The sequence below is a fragment of the Oryzibacter oryziterrae genome (assembly GCF_021864535.1).
In the GTDB taxonomy this organism is placed as follows: Bacteria; Pseudomonadota; Alphaproteobacteria; order Rhizobiales; family Pleomorphomonadaceae; genus Pleomorphomonas; species Pleomorphomonas oryziterrae.
On record NZ_JAKJIC010000003.1, the window covers coordinates 253,860 to 266,076 of the forward strand.

Annotated in this window: 10 protein-coding genes; 6 read left to right on the forward strand and 4 right to left on the reverse strand. The window is 62.4% G+C overall.

Annotated features, from left to right (window positions below; genetic code table 11):
- Positions 1-88 precede the first annotated feature (88 nt).
- The 6 genes from L2I41_RS05650 to L2I41_RS05675 all read left to right on the forward strand — a co-directional run bounded on the left by L2I41_RS05650 (position 89) and on the right by L2I41_RS05675 (position 8,931).
- Entirely contained in the window at positions 89-994 is a 906-nt protein-coding gene (locus tag L2I41_RS05650) for a LysR substrate-binding domain-containing protein (protein WP_237152535.1), read from the forward strand.
- Between the two features lie 75 nt (positions 995-1,069).
- A complete protein-coding gene (locus L2I41_RS05655) occupies positions 1,070-2,587 on the forward strand; it encodes a YcjX family GTP-binding protein (protein WP_237152536.1) in 1,518 nt (505 codons plus the stop codon).
- Entirely contained in the window at positions 2,584-3,585 is a 1,002-nt protein-coding gene (locus tag L2I41_RS05660; RefSeq protein ID WP_237152537.1) for a YcjF family protein, read from the forward strand. Before L2I41_RS05655 ends, L2I41_RS05660 begins: the two co-directional genes overlap by 4 nt.
- A 241-nt stretch (positions 3,586-3,826) precedes the next feature.
- A complete protein-coding gene (locus tag L2I41_RS05665; RefSeq protein ID WP_237152538.1) occupies positions 3,827-5,203 on the forward strand; it encodes a flagellar hook protein FlgE in 1,377 nt (458 codons plus the stop codon).
- Between the two features lie 259 nt (positions 5,204-5,462).
- Positions 5,463-7,310, forward strand: coding sequence for a flagellar hook-associated protein FlgK (flgK, locus tag L2I41_RS05670; RefSeq protein ID WP_237152539.1), 1,848 nt, complete (start codon positions 5,463-5,465; stop codon positions 7,308-7,310).
- 52 nt (positions 7,311-7,362) lie between these two features.
- Positions 7,363-8,931 carry a hypothetical protein gene (locus L2I41_RS05675; RefSeq protein ID WP_237152540.1) on the forward strand — a complete coding sequence of 523 codons (1,569 nt, stop codon included), beginning with the start codon at positions 7,363-7,365 and terminating at the stop codon, positions 8,929-8,931.
- 111 nt (positions 8,932-9,042) lie between these two features.
- On the opposite strand, the gene flaF is transcribed toward L2I41_RS05675, so the two are convergent.
- The 4 genes from flaF to L2I41_RS05695 form a co-directional block, all read right to left on the reverse strand.
- Positions 9,043-9,414 (reverse strand): flagellar biosynthesis regulator FlaF, encoded by a 372-nt coding sequence (gene flaF / locus L2I41_RS05680; RefSeq protein ID WP_237152541.1) that lies wholly within the window; start codon positions 9,412-9,414, stop codon positions 9,043-9,045.
- Positions 9,353-9,790, reverse strand: a complete 438-nt coding sequence (flbT, locus tag L2I41_RS05685; RefSeq protein ID WP_237152542.1) for a flagellar biosynthesis repressor FlbT — start codon at positions 9,788-9,790, stop codon at positions 9,353-9,355. Before flbT ends, flaF begins: the two co-directional genes overlap by 62 nt.
- A gap of 81 nt (positions 9,791-9,871) precedes the next feature.
- The gene (locus L2I41_RS05690) at positions 9,872-11,029 is read right to left on the reverse strand and encodes a flagellin N-terminal helical domain-containing protein (RefSeq protein ID WP_237152543.1); all 1,158 of its coding nucleotides are present in this window, start codon (positions 11,027-11,029) and stop codon (positions 9,872-9,874) included.
- Positions 11,030-11,316: 287 nt separating this feature from the next.
- Positions 11,317-12,180 carry a flagellin N-terminal helical domain-containing protein gene (locus tag L2I41_RS05695; protein WP_444875204.1) on the reverse strand — a complete coding sequence of 288 codons (864 nt, stop codon included), beginning with the start codon at positions 12,178-12,180 and terminating at the stop codon, positions 11,317-11,319.
- Positions 12,181-12,217 lie beyond the last annotated feature (37 nt).

Sequence of the window (12,217 nt, forward strand, 5' to 3'; positions counted from 1 at the left end):
GAATATGGCGTCAACCTCCGGAATGGGCTAGCAGTGCAAGGCCATGAATCCAATTGATATGATCAGGATGATGATATAGAAAAACTATATGAAAAATCTGAACCTGGTCCATTTGAACGGTCTCAAGGCGCTGGAATCTGTGGGGCGGCTGGGGTCGCTTGCGCTGGCGGCGGATGAACTCGGCGTCACATCCGGCGCTGTCAGTCAGCAGATCATCAAGGTCGAGGCGCAGCTTGGTCGCAGGTTGTTCGATCGCGAACCGAAAGGGCTTGTGCCAACCGAGTTGGGGCGAGCCGTTCTCGCGCAGCTGACGGAAGGGTTCGAGCTCCTGTCGCGCGCCGTCGCAAACGCACAAATGCGCGACGAGTGTGTGTTGACGGTCTCGGTTGCTCCGGTGCTGGCAACCTATTGGCTGGTGCCGCGCCTCAAGTTCTTCACGGAGCGATATCCGGATATCCGCCTGCGGATCGAAGCCACGATGGCTCCTTTGGCGGGGGACAGCGGCGACATAGATCTGGGCATCCACGTGGGAACGCCGCCCTTTGCGACCGCCAAGGCTGAACTCCTGAAGCAGAAGGAGCTGTTTGTCGTTTGCGTGCCAGACATTGCTCGCAGACTGAATAGTCCGGCCGACATATTCAATGTTCCAGTGCTGTGTGACAGCAGCAGCAGCTATCCGTGGCGCCTTTGGCTTGACGCCGCGGGGCTGGAAGGGGAGGTGGTTCCCCACCATGTCTTCAATGAAACGTCGATCTGTCTGGGCGCCGCCGTTGCCGGGCAAGGCGTGATGCTGGCTTGGCCGACCATTGCAGGCCATGCCATCGCCAATGGTCAGCTTGTGGTGCCGCTGCCCATTCGGGTGAGGCCCCGTATCGGCTATTATTTTCTTACTCCCCCCGGACGCAAGCTCCGGCCTCAGGCGTTGGCTTTCAAGGCTTGGGTGGCCGATGAAATGGCCGCTTTCCTCAATGACATCGGGGAGCTTGCGCGCTGACCAGGCACCCGTGATGGCGAGGATTTGCTGCACATGTTGGTGCAGGGTCTCGTCAAAGATCGGGGGCGTGCCTACATGAGGGGTCTTGAGGCGTGGTGCCTTGCCGGATCCTTCGACTTGAAGCTCACAGATATCACCGATGGGGCGCGGATCGCCTTTGACAATCTCTCCGATTATGCGCTGAGCCTGGGCGCGCCGCCGGTGCGGCTCGGCGTGACCGGGCTGGCGCGGGCGGGCAAGACGGTGTTCATCACCGCGCTGGTGCACAACCTGATCCACGGCGGGCGGTTGCCGGTGTTGGCGCCCTGGCGCGAGGGGCGGCTGATGGGGGCCGATCTCAGGCCGCAGCTGCATCAGGACGTGCCGACCTTCGATTACCGCGGCCATGTGCGGCGGTTGATCGACGCGCGGGCCTGGCCGGAGTCGACGCGGGCGATTTCTGAGATGCGGCTCTCCATCGCCTATGAGAGCTCCACCTTCTGGGGGCGCAACGTGGGGCGTGGGCGGCTCGATCTCGACATCGTCGACTATCCAGGCGAGTGGCTGCTGGATCTGCCGTTGCTCTCCAAGGACTTCCGCGCCTTTTCACGCGAGGCGCTCGAACGGGCGCGCGATCCGCGCCGTGCGGCCATTGCCAGCGACTGGCTCGGCTATACCAACGGGCTGGCGGCGGACGGTCTCGCCGACGAGGAAGCGGCCGGGCGGGCGCATGAGCTGTTCAGCGGCTATCTCTCTGCTGCGCGGGCGGACGAGCACGCGCTGTCGATGCTGCCGCCGGGACGCTTCCTGATGCCGGGAGATCTGGCGGGCTCGCCGGCGCTGACCTTCGCGCCGCTAGACCTGCCAGACGGCGGGCGCCCCGGCGAGGGCAGCCTGTGGCAGATGATGGAAAGCCGCTACGAGGCCTACAAGGACGTGGTGGTCAGGCCGTTCTTCCGCAATCATTTTGCCCGTCTCGACCGGCAGGTGGTGCTGGTGGACGTGCTCAACGCACTGAACGGCGGCCGGGCGGCGCTCCTGGATCTGGAAGCGGCGTTGCAGGAGATCCTGACCTGCTTTCGGCCGGGCAAATCGTCCTGGCTGTCGCAGGTGCTGACGCGGCGGGTCGATCGCATCCTGTTTGCGGCGACCAAGGCCGACCAGCTCAACCACGTCAGTCATGATCGGCTGGAACGCATCCTGCGGCGGCTTCTCGATGGGGCGATCGCCAAGGCCTCCTTCTCGGGTGCCGAGGTGGAGGTGCGCGCCATCGCCGCCGTGCGGGCGACGCGCGAGGCCAATGTGAAGCGCAACGGCGATACGCTGCCCTGCATCATGGGCGTGCCGCAGGCGGGTGAGCAGCTGGACGGGCGCATCTTCGCCGGCAACGAGGAGATCGCCCTGTTTCCCGGCGACCTGCCGGAAAGCCCGCAAGGGCTGTTCGCCGATCCGGCTGCGGGGCTCGCGCCCGAAACATCGCTGATTTCCGAGATGCGCTTCCTGCGTTTCCGGCCGCCGCCGCTTGAGGTGACGGCGGAGGGCCTGCAGCTGTCGCTGCCGCATATCCGCCTCGACCGCGCCCTGGACTTCCTGATCGGAGACCGCCTCGCATGACCGGACATCGCAAACCCACCGCCTTCGATCTGGCCGACGAGGAAGTCGCCGTCGTCAGGGCCGGCGAGCATGTGCCGGCTGCGGCGCGTGTCGTCGTGGAGGAAACCGGCGACGCGGTTGAAGAGGCGCCGCTGGTCGTCGTGCCGACGCGGCGCGGCGTTCGCTGGGGGCGGATGTTCTGGTCGGGCCTGGCGGGGCTGATCTCGCTGGGTGTCGGCATCTATCTCGACGGATTGGTGCGGGACCTGTTTGCCCGCGACGACTGGCTGGGCTGGACGGCGCTGGGGCTGCTGGCGCTGACCGGCGTTGCGGCGCTGGCCATCGTTCTGAAAGAGATTGCGGGACTTATCTGGCTGAAGCGGATCGACCGCTTGCGCCTCAAGGCCGACACGGCGATCCGGCTCGATGATCGCCGCGCCGCTGACGGGGTGGTGGACGAGGTGATGCGGCTCTATGCCGACCGGCCGGATCTTGCGCACGCGCGCACGGCCAATGCGGCGCATCGCGATGAGATCATCGACGGGCGTGACCGGCTGGTGCTGCTGGAAGCAGACGTGCTTGCCGGATTGGACGTTACGGCCACGCGGCTGGTGGCGGACGCGGCCAGGCGGGTGTCGGTGGTGACCGCCATCTCGCCGAGGGCGGCCGTGGACGTGCTGTTCGTGGCCATTGCGACGCTGGCGCTGATCCGGCGCATCGCCAATCTCTATGGCGGACGACCGGGTCTCCTCGGTTTCCTTCGGCTGACCCGGCATGTGATTTCGCATCTGGCAGTGACCGGTTCGATCGCGGTTGGGGACAGTCTGGTGCAGCAGCTGATCGGTCATGGCCTGGCCGCCAAGTTGTCGGCCCGCCTCGGCGAGGGCGTGATCAATGGTTTGCTGACCGCCCGTGTCGGCATTGCCGCCATCGAGGTCTGTCGTCCGCTGCCGTTCATCGAGCGGGACCGGCCGGGCGTGTCGGAGGTGATGCAGGGCGTGATGGGCAAGGGTGGTTGACGGCGGCGGCGGAGTGGTCCGAGGCGTGGTGCCTCAGGGCCATTCCTGCCGGGCTGTCCCGGCATTAATTGCCGGCTGTTAACAGGGCTTGCCTTCGTGTTAATGATTCGTCAATCAATGGGTCTTTGGTAGTGAATTGAAATAGAACGGATAATTCATTTCTCCCGCTTGGCATGTCCCTTGCCCTTAACGCATTAGCGGCCGATGTGGCCGAAAGCGTTGGATTATCGAGGGGACTGGCATGGGCATCCTTTCCGCAATGAACAATTCCGTCGGCGGTATCGCTGCGCAATCCTTTGCGCTCGAGAATATCTCCGGCAACATCGCCAACTCGCAGACGACTGCCTACAAGCGGACGGACACGAGCTTCTCCGATCTGGTTCAGTCAAGCACCAGCAACGTTCAGCGCATGACCGCCGGCAACGTGATGGCCAGCTCGCGTTCAACCATCGGTCTTGATGGCGACACGCAGACGGATGACGTGGATACGCATATGGCGATCCGTGGCACCGGCTTTTTCCAGGTGAATACGGGCGATGTCGGCAGCGAGCCGAACCTCTACACGCGCCGCGGCGACTTTGCGCTTGATGCCGACGGTTACCTCGTGAACGGCTCCGGCTACTCGCTGCTGGGTTACAGCCTGCCGGTGGCCGATGGCTCGGTGAATGCGCTCCAGCGCATCCGGATCAACAAGGATTCGATCAACGCCGAGGCGACCAAGAATGTCGTCTACGCCCTGAACTTGCCGACCACACCGCAGACGGCCTTCTCGACCTCGACGCTGGGCAAGGGTTCCACGGTGTCGGACATCTGGCAGGCCGGCGGTTCGTCAGGCATCACCGGTGATACGCGTACCGGCCCTGTTGCTGCAGTCACGAATACCGAACTCGATGAGTTCATTGCCAACTCGGTCAGCGGCGGCAGTATCACCAGCTATGACTCGCAGGGTACCGCGGTCAATCTGTCGCTTCGCTGGGCCAAGACCGGCACCAACGAGTGGGCGCTCTACTATCAGAGCGCCCCGTCCACCAGCACGACTGATCCGATCTGGACGCAGATTCCGTCGGGAACTTCTGCTTCCTCCACTTTCCCTGACTCTTTCCATTTCAATCCGAATGGCACCATGGTTGAGGATGCCTCGGCGCTTGCCGTGACCGGTGTGACCGTGAATGGCGTCTCGCTCGGCACGATCGATATGGCCATCACGGCGACGCAGTTCGCCGACAGCAATGGCAAGATTACGCAGAAGACTTTCACGCAGGACGGTTCGCCGGTCGGTTATTTCGACAGCATGTCGATCAATGATGCCGGCAAGATCGTCTACGCCTATACCAACGGCAAGACCGAAGAGAAGTGGGACATTCCGCTCGTCACCTTCCGGGGGCAGTCGGCGTTGAAGCCCATGGACGGTGGCGCCTATTCGGAGACCATGGAATCGGGTTCGCCATCGGTGTTTGATGACGGAAAGATCGTCGGTTCGGCTCTGGAATCGTCCAACGTGGACATCTCCGAAGAGTTCACCAAGCTGATCGTGACCCAGCAGGCCTTCTCGGCCAACTCCAAGGTGATCACGACGGCCGATCAGATGATGTCGGACATCCTGAACATCATCCGCTGACGGCGGCTGATTACTAGCCTGACCAGTCGTTTCAACGGTCCGGGCATCTGGCTTCGACTTCCGCGTTTCCAGTGTGCACGCCCTTGAGGCTTGCAAGGCGCCGGGAATGGAGGCCTTAGCCATTTCCAGGGACTGGCGAAGGTCTGGTCGGGTTCTGAACCAACAAGGGTGGTGGTGCGGGCACCGGCAAGGCGTCCGTAGTCTTCGCTCGCCTTGAAATCCGCAGGTTTGTCCTCGCGGACAGGACAAGGACGCGCGCATGGGTATCGGCACATCGCTCGCGGTGTCGCTCAGCGGCATCCGGACGACACAGAAGCAGCTCGACATCACGTCGAGCAACATCGCCAACGCGGATGCGACGGGCTACAGCCGTCGCACCATGACCACGACTGCGCTGACGACGGGGTCGAACACCTTCGGCGTCTACGCGCAGACGGTCACCCGCGACATCAACGTCCTCGTGCAGAAGCAGTGGCGGACGGCGGCGGCCGACTCGTCCTATGCCAAGGTGCGTCTCGACACCCTCTCGGCGCTGGACTCCTATTTCGGCGGACCGAGCGATTCCAGTTCGCTATCGGCGATCTACGGCAAGTTCACCGACGCCATGCAGACGCTGGCGACGACGCCGGACAGCAGCTCGAACCGCATTTCGGCGGTGGCGGCGGCCGAGACATTGACCTCTCGCTTCAAGACCCTGTCACAGAACATCCAGAACCTGAGACAGGAAGCCGAATCCAACATTTCCAGCGCGGTCGACACCACCAACACGCTGCTCGACAAGATCTCCAAGCTGGATCGGCAGATCGTGTCGATCGGCGCCAGCGGGGCCAGTACGGCAGGGCTGGAAGACCAGCGCGACGAGGCGATCGATTCGCTGTCGCAGCTGATGGACATCACGGTCCAGCCGCAGGACTATGGGGCTGTTGCTCTCTATACCACATCGGGCGTGCTGCTCTACGACGACAGTCCGGTCAAGCTCAGCTTCGACCAGCATGCAACGCTGACGGCCACCGACGTCTATTCGAGCAACGAGCACGACCGTGGGGTCGGGACGATCAAGATCGCATCGGGCAACGGGACGGGCAACGATCTCTTCGCCGCCGGCGGCTTCCGTTCGGGCAAGATTGCGGCCTACAAGGATCTCCGCGACAACACCCTCGTCGAGGCGCAGACCCAGCTCGATCATCTGGCCGCGCAGATGGCCATGACGGTCTCCAACCGCAATGATCCCGGCACCTATGTGCAGGACGGCACGGCGTCGGGTTACGATCTCGACCTGACCAACCTGACGCAAGGCAACACGATCACGGTGAAATACGCCGACAGTTCCGGCGATCACACCGTAAGCCTGGTGGCGCATGACGGCACGGCGACCCTGAACGACAGCTTCACGGCAGATCCTGAAGACACCGTGGTGGGCATCGACCTCACCGGCGACGTGATGGCACAGATCGGTGCGGCGCTGGGACCGTCGTTCCAGGTGTCCGACCAGGGCAGCAACGTGGTGCGCATTCTGGACGACGGCAGCGGCGTCACGTCGGTCACAAGCGTCAATGGCGCCATCACGGCGAACGGCCTGCAGTCGGGCTTCACGGCCTTGCCCCTGTTCCTCGACGGTGCCTCGGAAACGCCCTACACGGGGCTCTCGGGCAACGTCGTCAATGTGCGCGGCTTTGCCCAGCGCATCTCCGTCAATACCAAGGTGGTCGCCGATCCGGCGCACCTGGTGAACTACTCGTCCAACACCCAGAAGGGCGATAACTCGCGTCCCCAGGGCATTCTGGATTCACTGTCGAACATCACCTACCATTTCTCTGCCGAGACTGGCATCGGATCGCCTTCAGCGCCCTTCAGCGGCTCGGTGGAGGACTTCCTGTCCCAGGTGGTGAGCACGCAGGGTGCCCAGCAGGAAATGGCCAAGCAGCTTCATGACGGGCAGGAGGTGGTCACTTCCAACCTGCAGAAGCGCTATGACGACAGCCGCAAGGTGGACATGGACACGGAACTGGCTTCCCTCATCAAGCTGCAGACGGCCTATTCGGCAAATGCGCGCGTGATGACGGTGGCCAAGGATATGCTCGATACGCTGATGAACACGTTTAACTGAGCGTTAACCATAAAGCGCACAGCGTAATTCAAGGAAGGTCGAGGGCGCCGCGATGGCCATCAACTCAATCATGCGCAATCCGATGATGATGCGTCTGTCGGACATGCGGACCTCGCTGGAAGACCTTCAGCGCCAGCTGGGCACGGGCCAGAAGGCGGAGACCTATGGCCAGCTCGGCACGGAGCGCTCGCAGTCCATTACCTTCCGCTCCAAGATCACCAAGATCGACGCTTACATGGGCGCCACCAAGCAGGTGAACCTGCGCATCCAGCTTCTGGATACCTCGCTGACGCGCCTTGGCACCATTCCCACCGATGTGCGCGCCGCCCTCGATCCCAACAACTACCAGGTCCGGCTCGACGGCAAGACGGACGCGCAAAAGTCGTCGCTGATCGCGCTCGACGAAGTGGTTGGTCTGCTGAACTCGACGGCGGACGGTCGGTATCTGTTCTCGGGCAAATCGACCGACACCAAGCCGGTGGTGACCGTGGACGAAATGCTGAACGGCACCGGTGCCAAGGACGGGCTCAAGCAGGTGACGGCCGATCGGCTCAAGGCCGATCTGGGCACCGGCAAGCTGGGTCGGCTCGAGATTGCCACAGCGGGCGATACGGTATCGCTGAACCGTCAGACGCCGCTGTCGAGCGAGTTCGGCTACAAGATCGCCGATGTGGAGACGACGAGTTCAAACGTGACCGTGGGGACGACGGGGACCTCGCCGGTGGAAAGCGCCAGCGTGAGCTTCACGGGCCTGCCGGCGGCGGGCGACACGGTGAAGTTCGAGCTGACCAATCCGGACGGGTCTGCCAGCTCGCTGACGCTGACGGCAACGCTCTCCAACCCGCCTGAAGATGGCTATTTCACGGTTGGGGCCGATACCACGGCCACGGCGACGAATTTCGAGACGGCGCTGCAGAAGTCGCTGGGCAAGAAGGTGGCGTCCGAGTTCACGGCGGCCTCTGCGACGCGGGCCGGCGAGAATTTCTTCGACACTTTCGGCGGCAAGATGCCCCAGAGGGTGGATACCAGTTCAACCGGCGGCGATCTCGCCACCGCGACCGATCTCAGGGACGCCACTTCGGCCGACACCGTGCAATGGTATCTCGGCTACAACGGCAAGATTGACAATGGCACGGTCGGTGACGCCGACAATGACCCGACGACGGCCGACTACTCGACCTTGCCCCGCAATGACATCGGCGCCACGGTCGACAGTGGCGTGACGGTCAATTACGGCGTGCGGGCCAACGAACAGGGCCTGCGGCTGATGGTGCAGTCCTTGTCGGTGATGGCGACGGCGAAATTCGACAGCACGGTGCCCACGGACGAGGATCGCTATGCGGCGCTGACGGAACGCGCCCGCGATGCACTGGCCTTTGACAACGGCAACCAGAGCCCATCCGACATTCATGCGGAAGTGGCCGTGGCCGGCAAGGTGGCCGAGGATTCCGCCAAGCGGCTCGAGGCCAACAAGAGCGCGATGCAAGAGCTTCTTGACGGGGTCGAGGGGATCGACAAGGAAGAGGTGGCGGCGCAGATCCTGACGCTGCAGAACCGCATGCAGGCGAGCTATCAGACGACGTCGATCCTGAACTCGCTGTCGCTGCTGAACTTCATGTGAGATCAAGGGCAGCGCGGTGCGCCCTGCGGGGCGTGCTGGCACAAGAGCTGCCAGAAAAGCGAAAGGCGCGGATGGGTTCCGCGCCTTTTTCGTATTCGCTTGTTCTGGTGGTCAGCCTGGCGATCCGCGCAGACCGGCGGCGATGTCAGCGTTGATCGAAATCAGCGTGCTGAGCTTTTCCGGTTTGGGATCGGCAAGGACGCGCATGGAATGGCTGAAGATGAAGATTGCCAGCTGGGCCACATTGTCCTTGACGCTCTGCGGCAAGGGATTCTCCGGGCGGGTCGCCGAGGTGGAGAGAATGGTCCAGAGCTTGCGATTGTAGGTGATAGCCTCGTCCAGTTCCCGACTGCCCATTTCCCAATCGTCACGGACACTCTGCAACTTGGCAGCGGCCTTGATCAGGAGAGACGCTTCAAGCTCACGAGGGCTCGCCGTCTTCTGCTGGGTCCGGAGGTAGGCTTGCGCTCCCTGATTGTACATGGCTTATCAGCTTCTGTTCGTACTCAATTAGGTTCCGGGCTTCCTTGAGAGCTTTGTAAAGGGAATTGTTTAAAATATGGTTACTGATCTTGGTTACGTAGCCGATCGAGCTGGGCGCGGCGTCGATTATGTCGTTGACAAGTTTAAAGAAATCGTCCTGAAACTTGTTAACTTGCTTTGACAGGTACATCATCTGGACCGCGAGATAGATGCGTTTTGCAGGGCTGTTTGCGGTCTTGACGGTGAGGATATCCTTCTCGCGCAGGATCGGTGCGCTACCCTCGATGAACAGGCGTGTGCGCTGATTGTCGTTGGTAATGACGGACTCGCCGATGACGATGCGTTCGCCGGGCTTGAGCTCGACTTTCAGTGCCATGATGGTCCATCTCCCCTGTGCCCGATCCTGCCTAGCGGCTGAGGCGGACGTCAATTTGTCTGGGTGCGGCTGCCGATATCATCAGCCGCCAAGCAAGCGCAAAATGCCCTGATCGGCTTCGCTTGAGAAACTGAGGCTGGTGGCTGCCAGTTGCTGGCGCGTGTTGAGGGCCAGGAGCTTGGCGCCTTCCTCGTTGGGGTCGGCGGCCACAAGCTTTTCCGAACTCGTCAGCAGCGAGCCCGAGAAAGACTTCATGAAGTCGGACCGGTTCTGCAGCATGGTCAGATTGGTGCCGATCGTGGTTTCCTGCAGGCGCACGGTGTCGCGCGCACCCTTCAGATCTTCGATGGAGGCATCGGCGCCGGAGGGCTTGAACCAGGTGGATTCGGTCGCGTCCAGGACAAGGTTCTCGAAGGCCCCGCCAGCCGTTCCGCCCGCGATCGTCATGTCGGTGGCGGTCTCGATCTTCAGCGTGCCGGATCCATCGAGGTTGGCGCGGATGCCCTGGCCCTGCTGATCGAAGGTCCGGACCAGATCCGAAACGGTGGTCTTGTCCGTCACGTTCAGCGTGGACACGGTCTTGCCGCTGCCATTGGTGACGGTGATGGTGTCGCCCACCGAGAAACTGCTGCTGTCGGTGAGCTTGCTCTCCGGCTTCAACGGGTTGGTGCCATCGGTCAGCTGGATTTCAGCCTGGCCGAACTGGCCTTCGTTCAGTTTGGACAGGCCGAGCGACTGCTCGGTGTTGGTGAAGTCGATGGCCGAGACGGTGACGGCCTCGTTCATGCTGTCGCCGAAATAGAGCTTCAGGTCGTGGCCATTGCCCAGGAGCAGGTTCTTGCCGCGATAGCTGCTGTCGTTGGCGACGCCGACCACCTGCTTGAGGACTTCGTTGTAGTCCTTCGCGAACTGGGCGCGCTCGAAGGCATTGTCGCTGTCGGAGGCCTTGCGGGCGACAGAGTTGGCCGAGTCCACCAGCTTGACGATGGAGGCGATGCCGTTGTCGGCCGCCTTGATGACCTGAATGCCCTGACCCAGCTGTTCAACGATGCGTCCGAGCTGGGCCGCATTGTCGGACAGCGATTTGGACGTGAAATAGTTGTTGGGATCGTCCAGAGCCGAGTTCACGGCCTTGCCGGTGCTGAGCCGCTCACTGCTGACGGCGGCCTCCTGCACGGCATTGCGAAGGGTGGTTACCGTGTCGCGGGTTGCGCGGGTCAAGGGTATGGTGGTGGTCATCTTCTATGCCGCCGTCCTCTTGGGTGCGCTTGGCTGGCCTGCGTTCAGCAATGCCGGGATCTTCGATCCTGCATCGCGACGCGCGCCGGTCTTATCGCAGCCGATACCTCAAAGCCCCTTGTCGCCTCCGCCAGCCCATCGGCAAGTTGCGACAAGTCGGCAAGAATCGTCCTGCCTGCAGCCTTCTTTCCACAGGATACCGTGGGGCGCTGGAAATGAAAACAGAAAGCGGAGCGCGTTGCCGCGCTCCGCCTTCGACGATCGTGATTTCCAGGTCTGCCGCCGGATCAGCCGAGCAGGCGGAGGACGTTCTGGTCGGCCTGCGAAGCGAAGGAGAGGGCGGTGGACGACAGCTGCTGGCGGGTGTTGAGGGCCAGCAACTTCGCACCTTCCTCGTTCTGATCGGCCAGCGTCAGCTTGTCGGAACCGGTGGTCAGCGTGTTGATGAAGGACGTGGTGTAGTCCTGACGGATCTGAACCGACGACAGGTTGGTACCGAAGGTGGAGGCCTGAGTACGCAGCGAGGTCAGAGCGTGGTTCAGCTTGTCGAGAGCGGTACCGATGTTGTTGTTACCGGTGGTGCCGATCGCCCAGTCGCCGCCGCCGATGGTGCTGAGGGACAGAGAGCTCTGGACGTTGGTGTAGTTCACACCGGAGATCGTCATGAAGTTCTGACCCCAGGTGGCGTCGCCCTGGGTACGTTCGTTGAAGATGACGCGCAGATCGTCGCCACCGAGCAGGTTCTTGCCCTTGTAGGTGGAGTCCTGAGCGATATCCGAGATCTGGCCGAGCAGCTTGTTGTACTCGGAGGCGAAGGTGCCGCGGTCCGTGCTGGACGCAGAGGACAGCGCCTGAGTTGCCTTGGCCTTGGCGGCGTCGACCAGCTTGACGATGGCCTTGATGCCTTCGTCGGCGGCCTTGAGCTGCTGCACGCCCTGGCCCATGTCGTCCAGAAGGGTCGACAGGTCGCTGGCGCGGTCGCTCAGCGCCGCGGCGGTGAAGTAGGAGTTCGGATTGTCGAGTGCCGAGTTCACCTTCTTGCCGGTAGCAAGGCGACCCTGCACGACTTCTTGCATGGACGAGGTCCGCTGCAGAGCAAGGAGGTTAGTACGTACGCCGGCTGCGAGAGTTACTTCAGACATCTTGGACATCCCGTTCTAGGCAAATCAGTCCGCCTCTTCTGCGGCG